Genomic DNA, 23,392 nt, shown 5'->3' on the forward strand with positions numbered 1-23,392 from the left:
TTTCTTTTCGTCAAACTGGAAAAACCATGACCACACTCACACTGCGCGACGGCACCGAGCTCTACTACAAGGACTGGGGCTCGGGCCAGCCCATTCTCTTCAGCCACGGCTGGCCGCTGAGCGCCGACATGTGGGACGCCCAGATGCTGTTCTTCGCCGAACGCGGCTACCGCGCGATCGCCTTCGACCGCCGCGGCTTCGGCCGCTCCAGCCAGCCGTGGACCGGCTACGACTACGACACCTTCGCCGACGACATCGCCGAGCTGATCGAGAAGCTCGACCTGAAGGACGTGATCCTCGCAGGCTTCTCGATGGGCGGCGGCGACGTGGCGCGCTACATCGCGCGCAAGGGCAGCGCGCGCGTGGCGAAGCTCGCGCTCATCAGCGCCGTGACGCCGCTGTTCATGAAGACGCCCGACCATCCCGTGGGGCCCGACGCGTCGGTGTTCGCCGGCATCCGCGCAGGCCTGGCCGCCGACCGCCCGCAGTTCCTCGATGACTTCAGCACGCTCTTCTACGGCACCAACCGCCCCGGCGCGAAGGTGTCGCAGGGCATCTTCAAGCAGACGCTGCAGATCGCGCTGCAGGCCTCGGCCAAGGCCACCATCGACTGCGTGACCGCGTTCTCCGAGACCGACTTCCGCCCCGACATGGCGAAGATCGACGTGCCCACGCTCGTGATCCACGGCGACGACGACCAGGTGGTGCCCATCGAGGCCACGGGCAAGCTCGCGGCCGAGATGATCAAGGGCAGCCAGCTCAAGGTCTACGCCGGCGCGCCGCATGCCACCTGCACCACGCACAAGGACCAGGTGAACGCCGACCTGCTGGCGTTCATCCAGGCCTGACCGTTCGCCGGACGCGGGCATGCAAGGCGCCTACGGCGATCTCCTGGGGCGGTACTTCGAACTGCCTTCCGCGCCCGCCCTCGTCATGCTGCCCGCGCCGAAGACGCCCTTCGTTGCCACGCGCATCACCTGCCTGCCCGACCAGCTGGGCATGAAGCAGGAGATCCCGCCGCAGGACGCCTTCGCCGTGACCCTGCACCTTGCCGGCGTCAGCCACCACGAGCTCTGGGTGCGGGGCCGGCCTTCGGTGGTGCGCGGCTACGTGCCCGGGGCGATCAGCATCGTCGACCTGCGCGACGAGGTGGCGAGCTACCTGGGCAGTCCGCTGGACGCCCTTCATTTCTACGTGCCGCGCGCGCTGGTGGACGCCGTGACCGATGCGGCGGGGCTGGCGCGCGTGAGCGGCCTTGCCTGCGCGCCGGGGCTGGTCGATCCCGTGATGGGAAACCTGGGCGCGGCGGTGCTGGCCTTGCTCGAGGGGCCGCAGCGCGCGAGCTCGGCGACGAGCGAGCACCTGGCGATCGCGATCTGCGCGCACCTGGTCCATCGCTTCGGGAACACGGCCACCGGCGATGCGGCCGCGTCCCAAGCCCCGCGGCATTCGCGGTGCATGCACTGAACGCCACCTCCGACCATCCAGGACCTTTTTCATGACCACGCCTTCCTCACCCTCCGTTCAAGACAACCCGTCGAAGCACCGTTTCGAGTTCGCATCGCAAGGCGAACGCGCGGTCGCGATCTACAGCCTGGCGGGCGACGTCATCACCTTCATCCACACGCTGGTGCCCGAGGCACTGCAAGGGCAGGGCGTGGCCCGGCAGCTGGTGCTCGCGGGCCTGGCTTCCGCGCGCGAGCGCGGCCTGCGCGTCATTCCGCAGTGCCCGGTGTTCGCGGCTTACATGCGCTCGCATCCCGAGACGCACGACCTGCTGGCCGGCGAAGGCCGCACGCTGCTGGGCCTCTGAGGCGGCCTGGCGGCTGCTTTGCACATTCGTGCGCCCCCCGGGGGCATTCAAGGCGGGCGACTCTTGTTCAAGACACGGGCGCGTCGGCGCGGTACACATCCCGTCGAGACATCCCGCATCAAGAATTCCATGACCCACCCCCACAGCAGACCCCCGACCCTGACCACCGCGGGCGGCGCGCCCGTCGCGGACAGCCAGCACTCGATCACCGCGGGTCCGCGCGGACCGATCCTGCGGCAGGACTACCAGATGAGCGAGAAGCTGGCCTACCTGGCACGCGAACGCATTCCGGAACGGGTGCTGCACGCCAAGGGCGCGGCCGCCTTCGGCACGCTGCGCATCACGGGCGACATCTCGCGCCACACGCGCGCACGGGTGCTCCAGCCGGGGCAGTGCACGCCCGTGCTGGTGCGTTTCTCGGGGCTGGCGGGCGAGCAGGGCTGCGCGGACGCGGAGCGCGACCTGCGCGGCTTCGCCATCAAGGCGTACACCGAGGAAGGCAACTGGGACCTGGTCGGCAGCCACCTGCCGGTCGCCTGCATCCGCGATCCGCAGAAATTTCCCGACCTGGTGCGGGCGCTGAAGCGGCATCCGGTGCGGCACGTGCGCTCGCCCACGGCGATCTGGGACTTCTGGTCGCTCTCGCCCGAGAGCCTGCACCAGATCGTGATGCTGTTCTCCGACCGCGGCCTGCCGGCAGGCTTTCGCCACATGCACGGCTATGGCACGCATGCCTTCGGGCTGGTCAACGCAGCCGGCGAGCGGGTCTGGGCCAAGTTCCACCTGCGCACGCTGCAGGGCATCCGGTGCCTGACACATGCCGAGGCCCGCGAGCTGATCGCCGACGACCGCGAAAGCGCACAGCGCGACCTGTTCGACGCGATCGAGCGGGGGGAGCTTCCGCGCTGGTCGCTGCAGATCCAGGTGATGGACGAGGCGCAAGCGGCGCAGCTGCCGTTCAACCCGTTCGACGCGACCAAGGTCTGGCCGCAGCGGGAGTTCCCGCTCGTCGAGGTCGGCGTTCTCGAGCTCGACAAGAACCCCGACAACTACTTCGCGCAGGTCGAGCAGGCCACCTTCAATCCGGCCAACATCGTGCCCGGCATCTGCTTTTCGCCCGACAAGCTGCTGCAGGGGCGGCTGCTGGCCTATGCCGACGCACAGCGCTACCGCGTGGGGACGCACCACGAGGCCCTGCCGGTGAACCGGCCGAGGTCGCCGGTGCATACCTATCACGCGGACGGCGCGATGCGCCTGGACGTTCCGGCCCGCACCGATGCCTACTATGAGCCCAACTCGTTCGGAGGACCGCGCCCGGACCGCACGCTCGTCGAACCGCCGCTGCCCCTGGACGGCGACGCCATGCGCTTCGATGATCGCCAGGGGCTCGGGGACCATGCGCAGGCTGCCGCCCTGTACCGCCGCATGGACGACGGCCACAGGCACCGGCTGCACGAGAACATCGCAAGATCGATGGCCGGGGTGCCCGAGGCGATCCAGAGACGCCAGATTGCGCACTTCCGGCTCGTCGACCACGCGCTGGGCGAGGGCGTTGCGCAGCGGCTCGGCCTCTAGCTTCCGACCCGCATCCTGCGCCGCCAGGTGCCTGGCGGGGCGCCGGAATGCTGGGAGAAAACGCGGGTGAAGTGGCTTTGATCGGCAAAGCCGCAGGCCGCCGCAACGTCCGCCAGCGGCATGTCGAAGTCGATGAGCAGCGCGCGAGCCTGCTCCAGCCGCTGCGCAATCAACCATTGATGCGGCGTGTACCCGGTGGTCTCGCGAAAGGCGTGGATGAAATAGCTGCGCGACAGACCGCACGCATCGGCGATCTCGGTGATCGAGATGCTGCCGTCGATGCTGCTGCGCAGCATCTCCTTGGCCCGCACCTCGTGCGCGCGCGACAGGAGCCGGTGGGTCCGGGGCGCCGTCGCGGCCGCGCCGCCGTACGTTTCAACGAGGTAGCTCGTCATGGCGACACTCAGCTGATCGACGAACAGCGTGCTCGCGCCGGCGGGGTGCTCCAGTGCCGGCGTCAGGGCCGCCGCCAGGTTGAGCAGCACCTCGTCCCGGACGCCCACCACGCGGGCGAGGCTTGCAACGCGCTTTCCGTCCTTTTCGTCGATGGCCCGCTCGAGGCTGGCATGCGAGATCTCGAGCAGCACGAAATCGAACGGGCGCCGGATGTCCGCGCGGTAGCGGTCCGAAAAACTGCGGATGTAGATGGAGCCCTTGTCGAAATCGTGGCTGGAGGCGCGGGGCCCATCGAGAATGCGCCGGCTGTGGCCATCGCGCAGCGAGACTCCGAGCAGCACGCCGCGCGCGCTCGCCTCGGTCTCCACGTGATGGAGCTGGGGCACGTCCATCGTCTTGCGATGGATCGCGATCCCGTTCGCGCGCAGGCCCTGGTCCCGTTGAAGATGATGGGCCGTGCAGCCCAGGGTGTCCTTCGGGGCGGGATCGAGGCGCTGCGATGAGGAAGCTTCCTGGATCGACGGGGGCATGGTGCTGTCTTGTTTGCGATGGAAGGCCTGGGTGCCTTGCTGGAGATTCTGCACCGAGTCGAGCGCCGCGGCAGGAGGCCCTGACGGCCTCCTGCGGTCTCAGCCGGCGGCCTCAGCTCTTGAAGAACGCGAGCAGGTCGGGATTGATGAGGTCGGCATGGGTTGCGCACATGCCGTGCGGCAGTCCCGGGTAGACCTTCAAGGTCGCGTTCCTGATGAGCTTCGCGGTCATCTCGCTCGAGATCCCGATCGGCACGACCTGGTCGTCGTCGCCGTGCATCACCAGCGTCGGCACGTCCATCTTCTTTAGGTCCTCGGTGAAGTCGGTCTCCGAGAATGCCTTGATGCCGTCGTAGTGCGCCTGGATGGAACCCATCATGCCCTGCTGCCACCAGTGCTCGCGGATGCCTTCCGAGATCTTCGCGCCGGGACGGTTGAAGCCGTAGAACGGCAGCGTGAAGTCCTTGAAGAACTGCGGCCGGTTGCTGGCCACAGCCGCGCGGATGCCGTCCAGCACCTCGATGGGCACGCCGTTGGGATTGGCCGCGGTCTTCCGCATCAGCGGGGGCACCGCGCTGATCAGCACGGCCTTGGCAACCCGCTTGCTGCCGTGCCGGCTGATGTAGCGCGCCACCTCGCCGCCGCCCGTGGAATGGCCGACATGGATGGCCTTGCGCAGGTCGAGCGCTTCGGTGAGCGCGGCCAGGTCGTCGGCGTAGTGGTCCATGTCGTGGCCGGTCGCGCCCTGGCTCGAACGCCCGTGCCCGCGCCGGTCATGCGCGATGACGCGAAAGCCCTGGCGCAGGAAGAACAGCATCTGGCCGTCCCAGTCGTCCGCGCTCAGCGGCCAGCCGTGCGAAAAGACGACGGGCTGTCCGCTGCCCCAGTCCTTGTAGTAGATCTGGGTGCCGTCCCTGGTCGTGATGGTGTTCCTGGAGGTTGTGCCTTTTCCGCTCGGAAGCGGGGACGCGGCGCTTGCCGCGAACGGCATTCCCGCGGCCGCGGCCAGGCCGGCGCCGGTGGCGAGCAGTTGCCGTCGCGAAGGAACGGAAGAGGGGGTGCCGAGGGGGTCTGGTTCAAGTGCCATGTTCGTTCAAGAGGGATTGGAAAGGTCTGGAGGCCGCAGACGAGCCTACGCATCACCGATCGAACTGGCTTGAACGATCTAACACTCAGTTGTCTGTTTGTTCGCAGGAATGCCCGACACCACTCAATTCCGCTCCGACAATTGCGCCAGGATGGCCGGGTTCTCCAGCGTCGACGTGTCCTGCGTGATCGGCTCGCCCTTGGCCACGGAGCGCAGCAGCCTGCGCATGATCTTGCCGCTGCGCGTCTTCGGCAGGTTGTCGCCAAAGCGGATGTCCTTGGGCTTGGCGATCGGGCCGATCTCTTTTGCGACCCAGTTGCGCAGCTCGTTCGCGATCTTCTTCGCCTCGTCTCCGGTCGGGCGCGCGCGCTTCAGCACGACGAAGGCGCAGATCGCCTCGCCGGTGGTGTCGTCGGGGCGGCCGACCACCGCGGCTTCGGCCACGAGCGCGGTGCACGACACCAGCGCCGATTCGATCTCCATCGTGCCCATGCGGTGGCCCGAGACATTGAGTACATCGTCGATGCGGCCGGTGATCGTGAAATAGCCGGTCTGCGCATCGCGGATCGCGCCGTCGCCCGCAAGGTAGAAGCCCTTGAGCTCCGGCGGGAAGTAGCTCGCCTTGAAGCGCTCCGGATCGCCCCAGATCGTGCGGATCATGCTCGGCCAGGGCTTCTTCACCACGAGGATGCCGCCTTGGCCGTCCGGCACGTCGGCGCCGGTTTCGTCGACGATGGCCGCCGCGATGCCGGGGAAGGGCAGGGTGCAGGAACCCGGCACCAGCGGCGTGGCGCCCGGCAGCGGCGTGATCATGTGGCCGCCGGTTTCCGTCTGCCAGAAAGTGTCGACGATCGGACAGCGGCCGCCGCCGACGTGTTCATGGAACCACTCCCAGGCCGCCGGATTGATCGGCTCGCCGACCGAACCCAGGATGCGCAGGCTCGACAGGTCGTAGCGCTTCGGGTGCACGGCTTCGTTGCCTTCGGCCGCCTTGATCAGCGAGCGAATGGCTGTGGGCGCGGTGTAGAACACGCTCACCTCGTGGTCCTGGATCATCTGCCAGAAGCGGCCCGCGTCGGGGTAGGTGGGCACGCCTTCGAACACCACTTCGGTGGCGCCCAGCGCCAGCGGACCGTAGGCGATGTAGGTGTGGCCCGTGACCCAGCCGATGTCGGCGGTGCACCAGAACACGTCGGCGGGCTTCAGGTCGAAGGTCCACTTCGTCGTGAGCGCCGCATGCAGCAGGTAGCCGCCGCTGGAATGCTGCACGCCCTTCGGCTTGCCGGTCGACCCGGAGGTGTAGAGCACGAACAGGGGATGCTCGGCGCCGACCCATTCGGGTTCGCAGGTCTCCGGCTGGGTTTGTGTCTCGTCGTGCAGCCAGCGGTCGCGCGAGGGCTCCCAGCCGATCGGCCCGCCGGTGCGCCGGTAGACGATGACGTTCTTCACGCGCTCGCAGCCGCCCAGCGCGATGGCATCGTCGACGATGGCCTTGAGCGGCAGCTGCTTGCCGCCGCGGACCTGCTCGTCGGCGGTGATGACCATGACGGCGCCGGCATCCTGGATGCGGTCGCGCAGGCTTTGCGCCGAGAAGCCGCCGAACACCACCGAATGCGTGGCGCCGATGCGCGCGCAGGCCTGCATCGCGGCCACGCCCTCGATGCTCATCGACATGTAGATGACGACGCGGTCGCCCTTCTTCACGCCGCGCGCCCTCAGCGCATTGGCCATGCGGCAGGTGCGCGCGAGCAGTTCGCGGTAGCTGACCCGCGTCACTTGCCCGTCGTCGGCTTCGAAGATGATCGCGGTCTTGTCGCCCAGGCCGTGCTCGACCTGGCGGTCCAGGCAGTTCCAGGACACGTTCAGCGTGCCGTCCTCGAACCACTTGAAGAAGGGCGCCTGGCTGTCGTCGAGCCCCTGGGTGAACGGCGTCTTCCAGCCCAGGAACTCGCGCGCGAGGCGCGACCAGTAGCCGCTGAAGTCGGCTTCGGCCTCGGCCACCAGTTTTTCATAGGCGTCCATGCCGTACACATGGGCGTCCTTCATGTCCGGAGCCGGGTAGAGAAGTGTCTTGGGTTCGTTGCTGCTCACGATGGATCTCCTGTTGTTCGATTCAAGACTTCAAGCGCTCTGCCTGGACTCATGGCTGCGCATGGCTGTTCAGCCAGGCTGCAACCGCCGCGGCACTGCGGAAGTCATCGCAGGCGCGTGCGGGCACGGTGGGAAAGCGCTGGTTCCACATGCGTGCCAGGGCCTGGCCCGGGCCGACTTCAAGAACGCAACGTACCTGCCGGGCCGAGATGTTCTCCATGCATTCGTCCCAGCGAACCGTCTGCGCGATCTGGGCAGCCAGCGCGACGCGGGCGGACCCTGCATCTCGGATGCGGTCCCCCGCATTGCTGAACAGCACGACCTGCGGCGCGTGAAACGGCACTTCGGCCAGCGTGAGCGAAAAGCTCTGCGCCGCCTCGCGCATCCAGGACGTGTGGGAAGCAACGTTGACCCGCAGGCGGGTGCACTGCGCACCGGCTGCCGCGGCCCTGCGCTCGGCGTCGTCCAACGCGGCGAGAGGACCGCCGAGGACCACGCTGGCATCGCCGTTGCGAATGGCGAGTTCAAGCCCCGTTCCGGCGCGCAACTGTTCGAGCTGCCGCCCGGAAAGGCCGCTGACGGCCAGCAGGCCGCCGGGCACCCGGGCGGCGCAGCGGTCCATCGCTTCCGCCCGCTGCGGCGCAAGTGCCGATGCCGTGGCGGGATCGATCACGCCGGCCGCGCTGAAGGCGGCCAGTTCGCCGACGCTGTAGCCGGCGACCGCGGCGGGCGGCGGGACCCTCGGTGCGAGCTGCCCCCAGGCTGCCAGGGCAAGGCCCGTCAGCAGCGCCTGTGCGTTGTCGTTGCGCGCCGCCCAGTGCGCATCGGCGAGCGCACGGCGCCAATCGTCGACGCCGAGTTGCGCGCACATGCCGCGCACGAGCGCGTCGTCCGCCAACCACGGCAGCATTTCGGGATGCTGGGTTCCCTGGCCGGAAAAAAGCAGTGCGAAGCTCATGGGGCCGGACACACGCGCCGGATCCAGCAGGCCGCGGCCAGCGTGTCCGCCGCCCCGCCGGGCGACAGGCGGCGCCGCACGAAATCGGCCGCAATGACCTGCGCCTGCTGAAGGCCGCCGGGCCGGGCGATGCCGCCCCCGTCGAGGAAGTCTTGCGCGGCAGCCTGGGCATCACGCAGGCCGGCAAGGCCGCCGCGGTGCGCGAGATTGCTGTCGTCCAGCACCGCGATGATGTGGAACAAGGTGTCGAGCCGGGCCAGGCGGGGTGAGAGGCCCCGGGCCAGTGCATCATTCAATGCGGGCAGCGCGGTCTCGAACAGCACCGGAAACGCCAGGGCCGCCTCTTCGGATGCGCTGCGCAGGCTGTGGCGCCGTGCTGCGATGCCCCCGGGGAGGGTGGGCGGCCGTAGGCTCCGCCTGTCGAGGGCGCCGCCCCAGTGCCGGCGCAGCGCATCGCGCAGTGCTGCCGGGTGCAGTGGACCGTCTTGTTCGCGCAGTGCCGCGCCCGCCGCGGCGCACAGCAGGCCGAGCATGAAGATCGCGCCGCGGTGCGTATTGATGCCGCCGGTCGCGGCCAGCATGCGCGCCTCGGCCGCAATGCCATGCCGCTCCAGCACGGCGAAATCCGCACCGGTCGACCCGGCCTCGGCGATCTGCACGAAGTAGCCGCGCAGCGAGAACAGGCTGCGCATGAAGGTGTGCGCGTCCATGTCGTCGTGGCTGCCGCAGTCGATCAAGGTGACCAGGCCAGGCTTGGGCGACAGCGACAGTTCGTCGTACAGCGCGAGCGTGGCGGCGCGACCGATCGCTGCCAGTGTCGGCCGTGAATCCGGGGCCAGCGAGAGTGCGGCGTTCCTCATGCGACCGGTTCCATGATCTCGGCTTGCCCGCACCAGGCGGTATCCCGCTGAAGGCACACGCCGTCCAGGCGCTTGACCAGCACCGCCCGCGCAGATCCGGCGCGCCACTCGCGCCATTCACGCCAGGCCACGGCCGCGCCATCCGCGAACATGAGTTCGCCATCGAGCCGGGGCCGTTCCGCCTCGAAGGACCCGAGCGCACGAACCACGGCATCCGCATGTGCCGCGCCTTCGACGGCGATCGACAGATCGAGATCGGAATCATCCCGCACGTGATCGAGGCCGCTGATCGCCTGCCAGCCGAAGCTGCCGAACACGCGCGCGGTCGCATGGCTTGCGTCGAGGCTGCCCAGCAGTTCACGCACTGCGCCACGCGCCGACGGGGGCAGCAGCTGCTGCATGTCGGCGAGCCGTGGGAATTCGCCGAGGCCCTGCACCGCCGCCTGCGGCACCTGCAGCGCAAGCCGGCGCCGGTGCCAGCGCACAGGCGCAGGCAAGCCGAGCGCGATCCATCCATCGGCCGTGGCGTCCGCCGGCTGGCGCGTCACGACCAGCGGCAGCCGGTGCGATGCCCAATGCGCGAGGCAGTCGCGTGCCTGCGCATCCCACGGCCGGCCGAGCAAGGCGGCCCATCCGCTCGTGGAGAGGCGGGCGAGCTGGTGGCGGCGCGGCGGAAGCATGGCAGTCATGCGCATTCAGGCCGAAATCAGGCGGCGTCCAGCACGCGTTGAACGACCGATGCGGCGAGCCGGCGGCCGCCTCGTTCGGCGCCGTCCCGTGCACGCTGGTCCTCGGTCGGCGCATGGGCCAGGGCCTCGCGCAGGCAGGCCTGCAGGTCGCCCTTCCAGAGCGAACGCACGCCGCCCATCGCCACGTAGTTCTGCACGCCGGGTGCGAACACCGGGTTGGATTGGGACAGCGCGGTGAGCTTCTCTTCGGGCAACTTGGTCACGCGCGCCATCGCGGGGATGCGCATCACGCGGATCTCGGCGTCGGGCAGCGCGTAGCATGCATCGGCAATCAGGCCCGAGGTGATGAAGCCGCCCGACAGCGCCTGGTCGTACACCAGGCCGATCACGCGGTGGCCGCGGCGCCGCGCCAGGTCGATGCTGGCGCCCAGGTGTGCCATCGCCCGGTTGATGCCGAGCAGTTCGTCGCGCCGGCGCAATTGCTGGCCCTGGGTGTCGATCAGCAGCAGGATCGGTCGGCCCGGGTGCTGCGAGACGGTGTCCAGCACCACGCGGGCCTGCGCCAGTGCGAGCCGGACACCGATGGGCGCGTGATTGGTGGTGCCGATCACCGCCACCGGCTCACCGTCGAAGATGACTTCGCCTTGCAGAAAGTCTTCGTCTTCGCGCATGCCGTGGTAGGGGCCGAAGAGCTGGGTGACAAGTGAATTCCACTGCATGTGATGCCCTCTCTGTGTGTCTCTGTCAGATGGTGCGAAGCGCGCGCACGGCGTCCACCGAAAGCTCGCCGACCTGCGGCGCATCGGCAATGCCGAGCGCGCTCCAGAGCAGCTCCGCCTCGTCGCGGTCCGTGGTGTCGGCGGTGTCCAGGGCGTGCAGGCGTTGCGTGAGCAGCGCGTGCTCCTGCTCCAGTGCCGCGAGCGTGAACGGCTTCGATGCGCCGATCGCCGCGACGGCCGCCGCGCGGAAGGCGGCAACGTCGTCTTCGACCAGCGCATCGCAATCGCCGGTCAGCCAGCGGTGCTTGCCGCCCGTCGTGCGCCAGACCAGCGCCCGGTCGCGCGAGTCGAATTCATCCACGCCGTGGGATGCCTCGATCACTTCGGGGCCCGACATCGCCAGCCGGCCGACATCGCTCATCACGATGTGGTCGGTACAGCGCGCCACGATGCCCATGCCGCCGAAGCAGCCGTTGGCACCGCCGATCAGCACCAGCACCGGGATGCCCGCGGCGCGCACGTCGAGCAGGGCGCGCATCACCTCAGACACCGCAATGAGCCCGGCATTGGCCTCGTGCAGGCGCACGCCGCCCGATTCGGCCAGCAGCAGCACGGCCGCCGGCCGGTCGCGCAGCGCGCGCTGCATCAGGCCGACCAGCTTGGCGCCATGCACCTCGCCCACGCCGCCGCCCATGAACGCGCCTTCCTGCGCGGCCACGAACACGCTGCGGCCGTCGAGCAGCGCACGGCCGACCGCCACGCCGTCGTCGAAGGCGGAGGGCACGCCCAGTTGCGCCAGGTGCGGGCTCATGACCCGCTCGCTCGGGGGCAGCCATTCATGAAAGCTGCCGGGATCGAGCAGCAGCGCCAGCCGCTCGCGCGCCGAACATTCGGCATAGCTGATCATGGCTTTCCTCCAGCGATCTCGGCCACCGCCTGGTCGAGCCGAAGGCTCACCACCGCGGGCGTGGCACCCATGTCGTTGATCGACACGCGCACGCCGGCCAGCGGATGGCGCGCGTGAAAGTCGTTCATCACGGCCTGCCAGATCGGTCCGAAGCCGCGCGCCGAGGTTTCGATACGCACGGCGCAGGCATTGCCGCCGGCGGGCTCGAGCAGCACCTCGAGATTGCCCGAGCCGACCACGCCGACCAGCACCGGCGCGAACGCACCGGCCGGCCGGCCGCCGGAAAAGGAAAAGTCCAGGGTTTCGAGCCCTGCGGGAACGTCGCTCATCGTTGAATCTCCTGCTACCAGTTTCTGAAGCGCCTGGGCGGCTGGTACAAGCCGCCGGAGGCGCGCACCAGGTCGCGCATGCTGCGTGCGGCCAGCAGGTTGCGCGTGGCCTGGCGCGGGTCGATGCCAAGGTCCTGCGGCCGGCGGATCACGCCGCGGTCGCGCAGGTTCTCGACCGCGCGCTTGTCGCGCGCCAGGCCCACCGCGGTGTAGCCGGCCACGCCGCGGATGGCCTGTTCGCGCTCCGCGTCGCTGCGGCACAGCAGCAGGTTGGCAATGCCCTCTTCGGTGAGGATGTGCGAGACGTCGTCGCCGTAGATCATGATCGGCGGCAGGTCCATGCCGGCCTGCTCCTGCAGCGTCCATGCGTCGAGCCGGTCGACGAAGGCCGGCTGCATGTGCTCGCGGAAGGTCTCGACCATCTGCACCACCAGCTTCTGCCCGCGCGGCGTGCCGGCGGCGCCGGTGCGGCCGGCGCGCGCCTCGCGCCCGGCCTTGAGCCAGGCCGGGCTCGAGTGCCTGCGGCCGCGCGCATCGGCGCCCATGTTGGGCGCGCCGCCAAAGCCGGCGATGCGGCCCAGCGTGGCGGTGGAGCTGTTGCCGTCGAGGTCGATCTGCAGGGTCGAGCCGATGAACATGTCGCAGGCGTAGTGGCCCGCCGCCTGGCAGAACGCGCGGTTGCTGCGCAGGCTGCCGTCGGGGCCGGTGAAGAACACGTCGGAGCGCGCGCGGATGTAGTCTTCCATGCCCAGTTCGGAGCCGAAGGAATGCACCGACTCCACCCAGCCCGCCTCGATGGCGGGGATCAGCGCCGGATGCGGGTTCAGCGCCCAGTGCTTGCCGATCTTGCCCTTGAGGCCGAGCGACTCGGCGTAGGTCGGCAGCAGCAGCTCGATGGCCGCGGTGTCGAAGCCGATGCCGTGATTCAGGCGCTGCACGCCGTACTCGGCATAGATGCCCTTGATCGCCATCATCGCCATCAGGATCTGGACCTCGCTGATCTGCGCCGGGTCGCGCGTGAACAGCGGCTCGATGAAGTTCGGCCGCGGCGCCTTGACGACGAAGCTCACCCAGTCGGCGGGAATGTCGATGCGCGGCAGCTTGGTGGTCCTGCCGTCGACCATTTCGTTGACCTGCGCGATCACGATGCCGCCCGAGAACGCCGTGGCCTCGACGATGGCCGGCGTGTCTTCCGTGTTGGGGCCGGTGTAGAGATTGCCTTCGGCATCCGCTGCCTGCGCCGCGACCAGCGCGACCTTGGGCGTCAGGTCGACGAAATAGCGTGCGAACAGTTCGAGGTACGTGTGGATCGCCCCGATCTCGATGCGCCCGGCCGACACCAGCTTGGCCAGCCGCGCACCCTGCGGCCCCGAGAAGCTGAAGTCCAGCCGGGCCGCCACGCCGTTCTCGAACACGTCCAGGTGCTCCGGCAGCGCCAGCACCGACTGCACCATGTGCAGGCCGTGGATGCGCTGCGGATCGACCTGTACCAGCGCCTGCGCCAGGAAGTCGGCCTGCTTCTGGTTGTTGCCTTCGAGGCAGACACGGTCGCCGGGCGAGAGCACGGCTTCGAGCAGGGTGGCAATGGCTTCGGTCTCGACACGCTTGCCGGCGAGCCGCGTCCCGAGCGCGTCGGCCGCGCGCGCGAGCCGGGCACTGCGGTCGTCGGCCTTGGAGGTCCAGGAACTGAGGGTCATGAGAGGATGGATTTGAAAATGGGGGAGTGCCTCAGAGCACCACGAAGAGCAGCCACACCACCACGGGAGCCACCAGCGTCACGATGGCGCCATACACCATCAGCTGCCGGAAGAACACGTCGCGGTCCACGCCCTTGGCGTTGGCGAGCACCAGGGCGCCATTGGTCGAGAACGGGCTGACGTCGACGATGGTCGAGGACACGGCCATGGCCGCGATGAAGCCGATGGCGCTGACGCCGCCGACCCCCGTATCGCCCTGCAGGAAAGGCACCGCCAGCGGGATCAGCGAGCCGAGCACGGCGGTCGACGAGGCAAAAGCCGAAACCACGGCGCCAACGAAGCACAGCAGCAGCGCAGCGACCATGGGCGAGGTGAGGCCAGCCACGCTGTGGCCCACGAAGTCGATCGTGCCCATCTTGTCCATCACGCCCACGTAGGTGCTGACGCCCACGATCAGCATGATCTCCGGCCACGACACCTGGCCCAGTGCGCGCTTTTGCAGGTTGGGCGCCATCAGCGTCAGCACGAGGCCGATGGTGATCGAGACGAAGCCGATGTCCTGCTTGAAGAACAGCGTCAGCACGGCCAGCGCCAGCAGGCCGGCCACGGTCGCGATCTGGTAGGCACGCGAGCCGGAGTTCGCGGCTTCGGCGGGCGCCGATTCCATCAGCGAGTTCTCGGCCCGCGCCGCGGTACGCCGCTCTTCGGGGAACGATTCGCCTTCGGCGTCGCCATACACCTGGGCGCCGCTCTGTCCATGCGATGCGCGCGGCACGACCGGCGCACTGCCGTCGGCATTCGCTCTCTGGCGCATCAGCTTCATGCCGCCCATGAGGAAGAACAGCAGCAGCGACACCGACAGGTTGACGCCGAGGCTCGCCAGCATGGTGGCGATCTCGTTGAGCGGCAGGCCGGCCTTGGCGACGATCTTGTTGGTGATGCCACCGTAGATACTGATCGGCGAGAAGCCGCCGCCCTGCGCACCGTGCACGACCATGAGGCCCATGAGCAGCGGATTGATGCCGTACTTGGCGGCAAAGCCGAGCGCAATCGGCGCGATGATGGCCACCGCCGCCGGGCTGACCGCGCCCACCGCCGTGAGCAGCGCGGCGATCAGGAACATGATCCACGGAATGGCGGCGATGCGCCCGCGCACGGCGCGCACCGCCAGCCTGACGAGCCAGTCGATGGTGCCGTTGTTCTGCGCCAGCGCAAACAGGTAGGTGATGCCCACCAGCGTGAGAAACAGGTCGGCGGGAAAGCCGCCCATGATCGCCTTCGCGTTCATGCCGGCCACCAGGGTGCCGACCAGGAAGGCGCCGACGAAGGCGATCACGCCCATGTTGATGGGCAGCACCGTGGCCAGCACGAACATGCCGACCAGTGCGTAGATCGAAATCCAATGTGAACTCATCCAGGCGTCTCCGGTGTTTTAGGTGCGGCGCACATGCACCGTGCGCCTGGGTCCGTACGTTACGGACCCCCTCCGGGACGATCAATGAAGCGGCGTGGCCGACCCTTACGCCTTGCGAAACGATCGAGGGTTAACCCGAACCAGGCCGATGGCGCGCGCTCAGCCGAGTTCGGCTTTGGCCAGCCGGCACACCGACAGCAGTGCAAGCAGGTTGGGATCGCGCTCGCGCGTGCGCAGGAAGTTGAGCGCGATGGTCTGGCGCATCAAATACCGGGGCTGCAGCGGGATCAGCTGCACCTTCTGCGGCATGACGCCGCGCACCCGCCCCGGTAGCAGCGTGTAGCCGACCCCGCCGCTCACCAGGTTCATCAGCGAGAAGATGTCGTCGGTCTTCATCACCACGTTGGGCGTGAAGCCGGCGATGCGGAAGGTCTCGACAAAACCCCGGTAGGTGACGAAACCTTCGCTCAGGCTCACGAAGCGTTCGCCGGCGCAGCTGCTCAGGTCGATCTCGCCCAACGCGGAGTAGGGCGAGCCCACCGGCGCGGCAAACTGGATGTCGTCCTCGAACAGGGGCTCCGACTCGACATCGGAAACATCCTCGGGAATGGCCATGAGCGCGGCGTCGATCGCGCCATCGCGCAGCTTCTGCAGCAGGTGCGCGTTGGAGCCGAGCACGAGCTCGGTGTGCAGGTCGGGCTTGCGCAGCTTCATGCCCATGATCAGCTGCGGCACCGTGCGGCTCGTCAGCGAATAGAGCGAACCGATGCGGATGCGGTCGGCCGAGTAGCCGGCGACCTCCCGCGTGGCGCGGATGCCCTGGGCCATGGTGCGGAGCACCTCGCGCGCCACCTCCGCCAGCGCATGCGCGGCTTCGGTTGGGTGCAGGTTGCGGCCTTCGTGCCGGAACAGCGCACAGCGCAATCCGGTTTCCAGCGAATGCAGGGCGCGGTGCACGCTGACCGCGCTGATCTCGAGCTTTTCCGCCGCACGGGCCAGATTGCCGGTCTCCATGAAGGCCAGCAGGATCTCGAGCTTGCGGAAGGTGATCTCTTCGTCGACGTGGAGGAGCATGGAGGGCCTGCGGATGAGGTCCGATCGTAACGCTGGACGGCGAGCGGCTCGCGCTGGCGGGGCGCGGCGGGTCGTGCGTCGCCGGCGTTGCCCACGCCGCACGCCATCTTGGAAGACTTCGGCTATCTGGTCTGCCACACTTGACAGCCCACCATCCGATGAATCCCGTGACCCGTCGAATCGATTCCTACAGCATCAGGTTGTTCGTGGCGGCGGCCCGGGCCGGCTCCATCGTTCCGGCGCCACGCCGGACTGCGATACTCTCGGTGCACTGAAGCCATGATTACCCTGCACCATTGCGTGAGCGCACGTTCGTTTCGCCCCTTGTGGATCCTCGAGGAAATCGGGGTTGCGTACGAGCTGAAGATGATGCCGTTCCCGCCCCGCGCACTGGCCCGGCCGTACCTGGAGATCAATCCCCTGGGAACCGTGCCGGCCATGTTCGACGGAACCGTTCGCATGACGGAGTCGTCTGCCATCTGCCAGTACCTGGCGGCGCGCTTCTCCCCGGGAAAGCTCGATGTCGGCGTCGACGAGCCGGCCTTTGGCGCCTACCTGAATTACCTGCATTTCGGCGAAGCGACCCTGACGTTCCCGCAGACACTGGTGCTGCGCTATCTGCACTTCGAAACGGGCGAACGGCGTCAGCCCCAGGTAGCGCACGACTACGGCAAGTGGTTCCTCGCAAGGTTGCGGACGCTGGAACCTCTCTTGTCGGAGCAGGCGTTCCTTTGCGCAGACCGTTTCACCGCCGCCGATGTCTCGGTCGGCTACGCGCTGCTGCTGGCGCAGCATCTCGGCCTCGACCAGCAGTTCACGCCGTCGGTTCGCGCCTATTGGGAGCGCCTGCAGGCGCGGCCTGCTTACCGGAGCGCGATGGCGGCCCAGAACCACGCGGCCATCTCGCAAGGGGTGCCCACGATTGCGTCACCCGACATCAGGGCGGAATAGCTGGGTTGCACGTCAGCGAAAACCCACGGGTAACTGCCGCGCACCCGGTTCGAATCGGACCCGGCACACCATTGGATGCGCAATCTCTTCATCGGTCTTTTCAAGGACAAGGCCCGCGCTGATCGTCTATGACGGCTGCAGTCCAGCGCTCTCAACAACCGGCTTGATCCATGAAGAACCCTCTGTTCGCACATCTGCTCTTTGCGCTTGCCGCCATCCTGCCCCTCGCCGCGGCAGCACAGATCCCGGTTCAGCCGGCCGCCGACCAGGAGGCGCTCCTGGCGAGCGCTGATCCGGTATTGCGCGCCAACAAGCGCCTGGTCTACGACTTCTGGCGTGAGGTCTTCGAGGCGGGACAGGTGGCGCAGGCGGACAAGTACGTTGCCGAGTCCTCCATCCAGCACAACGCCAACGAGCCCGTGAAGCCGCCGAAACCCTGATCAACGCCAGGGGACCTGCGGCACTCACCCCTTCATCGCGGCAAAGCGCAGCTCGAAGCGAATCAAGCCGGGCATAGGGCATGAAGCGCACACTTCGCCGCCGTGCAACGCCATGATCGCTTTGACGATCGCAAGCCCGAGGCCGTTGGATTCGGTGTAGCTGCGTGCTGCGTCGCCTCGATAGAAGCGGTCGAACAGGCGCCCGAGCTGTTCGGGCGGGACCGGCACCCCTTCGTTCTCGACCGCAATCGTCGCCACGTCGCCGTCTTGCGCACCGATCAGCCGCACGGTCGTCCCCCGTGTGCCGTGGCGTACTGCATTCACGACAAGGTTGTTGACCGCACGCCGGCACAACGCGGCATTGGCGAAGGCCACACCGCTGGCTTGCACTTCGAACCGAAGCCCGTTCTCATCGGCAGGGCCCTCGAAGTATTCGGCGATCTTCTCAAGCTCGCCATGCAGCGCAATCGGAGATCGCTCGATCGCCAGCGATGCATGGTCGGCTTGCGCGAGGAACAGGATGTTCTCCGCAATCTGGCGCAACCGGTTCAGCTCTTCGAGGTTCGATTCAAGAAGGTGCTGGTACTCATCGGCGCTGCGAGCCCGTTGCAACGCGACTTGCGTCTGTCCGATCAGCGCGCCGATGGGGGTGCGGATCTCGTGCGCGAGGTCAGCAGAGAATTGTGAAAGACGCTCATAGCCGATGGCAATGCGGTCAAGCATGGCGTTGAACGCAATGACCATATGCTGCACTTCGAGCGGTGCGTCATGCTCTGGCAGCCGCACGGCGAGATTGATCGGGTTGATCAAGGCCGCCTTGCCGGCAACCCGGTGCAGCGGCCTCAGGCCGTGCCGCAACACCAGATACGCAAGAATGGTCGAAGCGAGCATCGCGACAAGGGCGCTGAGGATGACGCGATCTCGGTTGGCGCGAATCATCTTCACCTCGTTGGTCAGCGGGTGGCCAGCGACCACCTCCACCATATCGCCATTGCGGCCCGAACGCGCGAGCGCCGCGACCCAATGCATCGGCACGCCATCCGCCGTCGGTGTGTTCAGCACGTTCCCGATCGCCAGATCACGATCGGCCGCTACTGCGGCGAGCGCGCCGGGCACCGGAAAACGACGGGGGTTGACGTCGATGAAAGGTACCTCGCCGGGGCGGCGCAGCAACAGCACATCGCTCTCGGCACCCAGCATGGCCGTGAACAGCGACGGCCGCTCGTGCAGGTCAGCGATCGTCTGCACGTTGCCCACCAGGCGGCGGAAGTGCTCGACGCGACCGATCAGCCGCGTGTCGAGCTGCTCGGTGATCGCCGACCGCGCGGAATAATAGAAATAGGCGCCGAGCATGCCGGTGACCGCGCACGCGATCAGCGCAAGCAGCAAGGTGGCTCGCACTGCCAGCGATCGCGGCAGCCACCTCATGGCGCGTCGCCGAACGAATAGCCGATGCTGCGCACCGTGTGGATCAATTTTTTCCCGAACGGCTGATCGATCTTCGCGCGGAGGCGCTTGATCGCGACGTCGACGACATTGGTGTCGCTGTCGAAATTCATGTCCCACACTTCGGAGGCGATCAGCGTGCGCGAGAGCGCCTCGCTCTGCCGCTTGATCAGCAGTTGCAGCAGAAGGAACTCCTTGTTCGTCAGCGCTATCTCCTTGCCTTCGCGAGTGACCTTGCGGCGCAGGACGTCAACCTTCAGATCGGCGAACTCGTAGAACTCGGCTTCTCGCACGATGCCCCGGCGCAGCAGCGTGCGGATGCGCAGTACCAGTTCGGTGAACGAGAAGGGCTTGACGAGATAGTCGTCAGCGCCGAGTTCAAGGCCGCGGATGCGGTCGTCCAGGCGGTCTCGCGCGGTCAGGAAGAGCACAGGCAGATCCCGCTTGTCACGCAAGGCCTGCATGATCTGCCAGCCGTCGATGCCGGGCAGCATCACGTCAAGCACGACGAGGTCGTAGGCGTGTTCAAGCGCCATGTGCAGCCCATCCGTTCCGGTGCGCGCAAGGTCCACGGCGTAGCCGCTTTCCTTCAGGCCCTTCTTCAGGTAATCGCCCGTCTTCGGGTCGTCTTCGATAACAAGGATGCTCATGGGAGTGTGTTTGCCATTCTCTCTCGCGGTGCAGCGCCGGTTCATGACTTTTTTGTCATCCGAATGTCATGCCCATGAGCACGGGCGATCCCTAGAGTGGCCTGTCTTCATTCTCTATGGCTCATCCATGAACATCAGATTCGGAAAACTCCTTCGGACCTTCGCCCTCCCGACCTTGATGAGCGCCGGCCTGCTCGGCGCCAGCTACGCCGTGCACGCCCAGACGCCGCCAGCGCCGGTCGGTGTGCGCGGCGCGATCACCGCCGTCGGCGAGGATGCGATCAAGGTCCATACCAACCGCGGCGAAGACCTGACCATCAAGATCAACAAGGACACCCAGGTTCGCGCGGTCACGCTCGCCAAGTTGACCGACATCAAGCCCGGCAGCTACATCGGAACCGCAGCGACGCCGCTGCCCGATGGTTCGCTGAAAGCGCTCGAGGTGCATGTTTTCCCGCCCGCGATGGCGGGCACAGGCGATGGCCATCGTGCCTGGGACCTCGCGCCCAAGAGCACGATGACCAACGGCACCGTGGGTGACCTGGTCGCGACCAACGGCCGCACCTTGATCCTCAAGTACAAGGGCGGCGAGAAGAAGATCGTCGTGCCGGATGACGTGCCGATCGTCAACCTCGAGCCCGGCGACCGCTCGTTGCTCACGGTCGGCACCAAGGTCGTGCTGTTCGCGAAGAAAGAAGCCGATTCAAGCCTGTCTGCAAGTTTCATCTCTGCGGGCAAGGACGGCGTGACGCCGCCGATGTGACGATGAAGAGCACGATGATTCATCCGCTGGCGGTGCGCGCCGCCCATTGGGTCAATGCATTCGCGATGACCTGCATGCTGATGAGCGGTTGGGCGATCTACAACGCGTCGCCGATCCTGCCATTCCAGTTCCCCGCCTGGATGACACTTGGCGGTTGGCTCGGTGGCGCCATTGCGTGGCACCTTGCGGCGATGTGGCTGCTTGTCGCGAACGGCCTGCTGTATTTGCTCTACGGCATCGCCAGCGGTCACTTCCGCCGCGAGTTTCTTCCTATTCGCGCCAGCGAGTTGCTGCACGACACCGGACGTGCACTGACGTTGCGCCTGTCGCATGAAGTCGGCCGCTACAACACGGTGCAGCGCTTCGCCTACGTGGTCGTGCTGCTGCTTGGCGTGCTCGTCGTCGCCTCGGGGCTGGCGATCTGGAAGCCGGTGCAGCTGGCATGGCTGGCCGGCCTTTTTGGGGGCTTCGATTTCGCGCGCAAGGTGCACTTTGCGGCAATGGCGGGCATTGCCGGCTTCATCGCGATCCATCTGCTGCTCGTCCTCCTCGTGCCGCGCACGCTGCTGCCGATGGTCATCGGGCGTGCGCGGGCTTCTCACCGCACCGCATCATGATCAAGCTCTCCGATCACAAGACGCAGCTCGTCAACCTCGAACGACGGCTGCTGCTGCGTTCGTCGCTGTCGATTGGCGCGCTCTCGATGCTGTCCGGCTGCAACTTGCAGGACAACGACCAGGTCGACAAGGTCCTGTGGGCGCTGTCGCGCTGGAACGACCGCGTGCAGGCCCGCCTCTTCAGTGGCAGCCGCCTCGCGCCGACCTATGCGGCGAGCCAGGTCACGAAGCCGTTCCCGTTCAACGCGTTCTACCCGGAGTTCGACGCACCCCAGGTCGACGTGTCGAGCTGGCGGCTCGAAGTCTCGGGACTCGTCGCCGACAAGACGGCGTGGACCGTCGAGCGCCTGCGTACGCTGCCGCAAGCCCGGCAGATCACGCGCCATATTTGCATCGAGGGCTGGAGCGCCATCGGGGACTGGCGCGGCGTGCCGCTCCAGACATTCCTGCAGCGCATCGGCGCAGACACGACGGCGCGCTTCGTCGGCTTCAAATGTGCCGACCGCTATCACTCGAGCCTCGACATGGCCAGCGCGCTGCACCCGCAGACGTTGCTGGCGCTCGACTTTGGCAACGAAGCGCTGCCGACGGCGAACGGCTTCCCACTGCGGCTGAGTGTGCCGACCAAGCTCGGATTCAAGAGCGCGAAACACGTCGCCGCGATCTTCGTGACCAACACGAATCCCGGGGGCTATTGGGAAGACCAGGGATACAACTGGTTCAGCGGAATATGAGATCGGCAACTCGGCGACCCTGCCGCCGAAGCATTGACCGCCTTATGACCGCGACCGGTGTTCTGCTTGATCGCCTCGGCCTTGTTCTCGAAGTGCCAATACACCGCGCCGCGTGTCACGCCAGCGAGCCCCTCGCCACATTTTCCAGCGTGGTGCGCGCATGCCGCTGGAAGCAAAGGCTTCCAGCGCGGCTTGGAGCGCCCGGGTGCGGGTGATTTCGGTGGCTGCGCGATTGCGTCTCACGGCGCCAGTTCCGCGGTGCGTGTGAATGTGCCCTGGGCTTCCGAGCCCTCCATCCAACCGCCCCCCAAGCGTCTTGTAGAACGTCACCAGATGGGTCAGGCGCGACAGCCGGGGCTGATCCGGTGATGCGTGTACGCGGTCCCGCCATGAAACCGGATCCCGGAAGCTGGCGCACGCCGGCCCCTCAGCGCAGCGTGATGCCCGCGGTCTGGATGGTCCTGGCATAGCGCACGCGTTCGGCGGACAGCGTGCGCGCCATGTCGGAAGGCGTGCCGCCTGCGACCTTGAAGCCCATGTCCTCGAGCTTCGCGCGGGTTTCCGGCGCGGAGATCACGGCCTGGATGTCGCGGTTGATCTTTGCCACCACCGCGGCGGGCGTGCCGGCCGGCGCGAAGTATCCCTGCCAGCTCTCCACGACAAAGCCGGGCAGGCCGGCCTCGGCCATGGTCGGCACGTCGGGCAGGGCGCTCGACCGGTAGCCGGTGGTCACGGCCAGCGCGCGCAGCTTGCCGGCGCGCACATGGTCGGTCACCGCCGCCAGCGTGATAAGCGTGGCGTCCACATGGCCCGCGAGCACGTCGAGGGTGGCAGGGCCGCCGCCGGAGTAGGGGATGTAGTTCACCTGCGCGCCGGTGTCCTGGGCGATCATTTCGTGCGCTACGTGGGCGATGCCGCCGTTGCCCGGCAGGCCGAGGCTGATCGACTGCGGTTGCGCCTTGGCGCGTGCCAGGTAGCCGCGGAAGTCGTTGATGCCGGTCTTGGGGTTGACCACGAGGATCTGCGGATTCGCCACCGCCTTGATCACCGGCGCGAAGGCCTTCTGCGCGTCGTAGGGCAGGCGCTCGAAAAGAATGGTGTTGAGCGTCAGGCCTTCGCCCTGCTGAAGCAGCGTGTGGCCGTCGGCCGCCGCCTTGGCCACGCGCGCGGCGCCGATGGTGCCGCTGGCGCCGGCCACGTTCTCGACCACCACGTTCTGGCCCCAGCGTTCGGTCAGGCGTTCGGCGATGAGGCGCGTGAGCTTGTCGGCGCTGCCGCCCGCGGCCACGGGCACCACGATGTGCACCGGTTTTGATGGGAACCCGGCCGCTTCGTCGGCAGCGGCAGCGGTGAATGGGTGGAGGGCTGCAAAAGCCAGGGCGCTCAGCAGCATGGCGCGACGTGGGACGTGGGGTAGAAGAAATGTTTGCATCAGGCGGCGCAATCTAGATGCGCGCCCGGTTCCAGCCAACGAAGCAAACCGGATATGCGTAGAAGAAAAACTTCGTTGGGAGCGCGCAGCCCTGTGCGCGACCCGTTGCAGGAGTTCCGTGGTGGCGCAGCTCGAATGCCCGCGGCGACAATAGTCACGAGACAGCTGGACACCGCTAAGTAGTTGATTTTATTGACGTCTTTGCGAGTGTTTGTAGATT

Annotated in this window: 24 protein-coding genes; 9 read left to right on the forward strand and 15 right to left on the reverse strand. The window is 67.3% G+C overall.

Annotated features, from left to right (window positions below):
* The first annotated feature begins 26 nt into the window (after positions 1-26).
* From L1081_RS31300 to L1081_RS31315, 4 genes are all read left to right on the forward strand, one after another.
* Positions 27-848, forward strand: a complete 822-nt coding sequence (locus L1081_RS31300; RefSeq protein ID WP_489417365.1) for an alpha/beta fold hydrolase — start codon at positions 27-29, stop codon at positions 846-848.
* A gap of 19 nt (positions 849-867) precedes the next feature.
* Positions 868-1,467 carry an AraC family transcriptional regulator gene (locus L1081_RS31305; RefSeq protein WP_489417366.1) on the forward strand — a complete coding sequence of 200 codons (600 nt, stop codon included), beginning with the start codon at positions 868-870 and terminating at the stop codon, positions 1,465-1,467.
* A 31-nt stretch (positions 1,468-1,498) separates the two neighbouring features.
* Positions 1,499-1,813 (forward strand): GNAT family N-acetyltransferase, encoded by a 315-nt coding sequence (locus tag L1081_RS31310; protein ID WP_124961874.1) that lies wholly within the window; start codon positions 1,499-1,501, stop codon positions 1,811-1,813.
* Positions 1,814-1,942: 129 nt separating this feature from the next.
* Positions 1,943-3,388, forward strand: a complete 1,446-nt coding sequence (locus L1081_RS31315; RefSeq protein ID WP_489417367.1) for a catalase — start codon at positions 1,943-1,945, stop codon at positions 3,386-3,388.
* Here L1081_RS31315 and L1081_RS31320 read toward each other — a convergent pair.
* From L1081_RS31320 to L1081_RS31375, 12 genes are all read right to left on the reverse strand, one after another.
* Positions 3,385-4,314, reverse strand: a complete 930-nt coding sequence (locus L1081_RS31320) for a helix-turn-helix domain-containing protein (protein ID WP_489417368.1) — start codon at positions 4,312-4,314, stop codon at positions 3,385-3,387. The two genes, L1081_RS31315 and L1081_RS31320, sit on opposite strands and share 4 nt — an antisense overlap.
* Positions 4,315-4,426: 112 nt before the next feature.
* On the reverse strand, positions 4,427-5,401 hold the full coding sequence (locus L1081_RS31325; RefSeq protein ID WP_489417369.1) for an alpha/beta fold hydrolase: 975 nt from the start codon (positions 5,399-5,401) through the stop codon (positions 4,427-4,429).
* Between the two features lie 123 nt (positions 5,402-5,524).
* The gene (gene acs, locus L1081_RS31330; protein ID WP_489418019.1) at positions 5,525-7,447 is read right to left on the reverse strand and encodes an acetate--CoA ligase; all 1,923 of its coding nucleotides are present in this window, start codon (positions 7,445-7,447) and stop codon (positions 5,525-5,527) included.
* A 94-nt stretch (positions 7,448-7,541) separates the two neighbouring features.
* Positions 7,542-8,450: an acyltransferase domain-containing protein gene (locus L1081_RS31335; protein WP_489417370.1), complete on the reverse strand. Its 909-nt coding sequence runs from the start codon at positions 8,448-8,450 to the stop codon at positions 7,542-7,544.
* Complete coding sequence (locus tag L1081_RS31340; protein WP_489417371.1) at positions 8,447-9,310, reverse strand: triphosphoribosyl-dephospho-CoA synthase; 864 nt, start codon at positions 9,308-9,310, stop codon at positions 8,447-8,449. Before L1081_RS31340 ends, L1081_RS31335 begins: the two co-directional genes overlap by 4 nt.
* Complete coding sequence (gene mdcG / locus L1081_RS31345) at positions 9,307-9,999, reverse strand: malonate decarboxylase holo-[acyl-carrier-protein] synthase (protein WP_489417372.1); 693 nt, start codon at positions 9,997-9,999, stop codon at positions 9,307-9,309. The genes L1081_RS31340 and mdcG overlap by 4 nt, the downstream gene beginning before the upstream one ends.
* 17 nt (positions 10,000-10,016) lie before the next feature.
* On the reverse strand, positions 10,017-10,718 hold the full coding sequence (mdcE, locus tag L1081_RS31350; RefSeq protein ID WP_489417373.1) for a biotin-independent malonate decarboxylase subunit gamma: 702 nt from the start codon (positions 10,716-10,718) through the stop codon (positions 10,017-10,019).
* A gap of 25 nt (positions 10,719-10,743) precedes the next feature.
* A complete protein-coding gene (locus tag L1081_RS31355; RefSeq protein WP_489417374.1) occupies positions 10,744-11,625 on the reverse strand; it encodes a biotin-independent malonate decarboxylase subunit beta in 882 nt (293 codons plus the stop codon).
* Positions 11,622-11,954 (reverse strand): malonate decarboxylase acyl carrier protein, encoded by a 333-nt coding sequence (gene mdcC, locus L1081_RS31360; protein ID WP_489417375.1) that lies wholly within the window; start codon positions 11,952-11,954, stop codon positions 11,622-11,624. Before mdcC ends, L1081_RS31355 begins: the two co-directional genes overlap by 4 nt.
* A gap of 14 nt (positions 11,955-11,968) precedes the next feature.
* A complete protein-coding gene (gene mdcA / locus L1081_RS31365) occupies positions 11,969-13,651 on the reverse strand; it encodes a malonate decarboxylase subunit alpha (RefSeq protein ID WP_489417376.1) in 1,683 nt (560 codons plus the stop codon).
* A gap of 31 nt (positions 13,652-13,682) precedes the next feature.
* Entirely contained in the window at positions 13,683-15,065 is a 1,383-nt protein-coding gene (locus L1081_RS31370) for an SLC13 family permease (RefSeq protein WP_489417377.1), read from the reverse strand.
* A 159-nt stretch (positions 15,066-15,224) separates the two neighbouring features.
* Complete coding sequence (locus tag L1081_RS31375) at positions 15,225-16,139, reverse strand: LysR substrate-binding domain-containing protein (RefSeq protein WP_489417378.1); 915 nt, start codon at positions 16,137-16,139, stop codon at positions 15,225-15,227.
* 279 nt (positions 16,140-16,418) lie between these two features.
* On the opposite strand from L1081_RS31375, the gene L1081_RS31380 reads away from it, so the two are divergent.
* Both L1081_RS31380 and L1081_RS31385 read left to right on the forward strand, forming a co-directional pair.
* On the forward strand, positions 16,419-17,090 hold the full coding sequence (locus L1081_RS31380; protein WP_489417379.1) for a glutathione S-transferase N-terminal domain-containing protein: 672 nt from the start codon (positions 16,419-16,421) through the stop codon (positions 17,088-17,090).
* A gap of 170 nt (positions 17,091-17,260) precedes the next feature.
* Positions 17,261-17,530, forward strand: a complete 270-nt coding sequence (locus L1081_RS31385) for a hypothetical protein (protein WP_489417380.1) — start codon at positions 17,261-17,263, stop codon at positions 17,528-17,530.
* Between the two features lie 24 nt (positions 17,531-17,554).
* Here the strand turns inward: L1081_RS31385 and L1081_RS31390 are convergent, their stop codons facing one another.
* Positions 17,555-18,958 carry a heavy metal sensor histidine kinase gene (locus L1081_RS31390; RefSeq protein WP_489417381.1) on the reverse strand — a complete coding sequence of 468 codons (1,404 nt, stop codon included), beginning with the start codon at positions 18,956-18,958 and terminating at the stop codon, positions 17,555-17,557.
* On the reverse strand, positions 18,955-19,626 hold the full coding sequence (locus L1081_RS31395; RefSeq protein WP_489417382.1) for a heavy metal response regulator transcription factor: 672 nt from the start codon (positions 19,624-19,626) through the stop codon (positions 18,955-18,957). Before L1081_RS31395 ends, L1081_RS31390 begins: the two co-directional genes overlap by 4 nt.
* Before the next feature lie 127 nt (positions 19,627-19,753).
* Between L1081_RS31395 and L1081_RS31400 the strand changes: the two genes are divergently transcribed.
* From L1081_RS31400 to L1081_RS31410, 3 genes are read left to right on the forward strand one after another with little or no spacing between them, the layout of a single operon-like run.
* Complete coding sequence (locus tag L1081_RS31400) at positions 19,754-20,389, forward strand: DUF5666 domain-containing protein (RefSeq protein WP_489418020.1); 636 nt, start codon at positions 19,754-19,756, stop codon at positions 20,387-20,389.
* A gap of 2 nt (positions 20,390-20,391) precedes the next feature.
* Positions 20,392-21,006, forward strand: coding sequence for a cytochrome b/b6 domain-containing protein (locus L1081_RS31405; RefSeq protein ID WP_489417383.1), 615 nt, complete (start codon positions 20,392-20,394; stop codon positions 21,004-21,006).
* Positions 21,003-21,740, forward strand: coding sequence for a molybdopterin-dependent oxidoreductase (locus L1081_RS31410; RefSeq protein ID WP_489417384.1), 738 nt, complete (start codon positions 21,003-21,005; stop codon positions 21,738-21,740). The genes L1081_RS31405 and L1081_RS31410 overlap by 4 nt, the downstream gene beginning before the upstream one ends.
* A 427-nt stretch (positions 21,741-22,167) precedes the next feature.
* Here the strand turns inward: L1081_RS31410 and L1081_RS31415 are convergent, their stop codons facing one another.
* On the reverse strand, positions 22,168-23,133 hold the full coding sequence (locus L1081_RS31415) for a tripartite tricarboxylate transporter substrate-binding protein (protein WP_489417385.1): 966 nt from the start codon (positions 23,131-23,133) through the stop codon (positions 22,168-22,170).
* Positions 23,134-23,392 lie beyond the last annotated feature (259 nt).

Source organism: Variovorax sp. MSC1_012 (assembly GCF_023667525.1).
Lineage (GTDB): Bacteria > Pseudomonadota > Gammaproteobacteria > Burkholderiales > Burkholderiaceae_C > Variovorax > Variovorax beijingensis_B.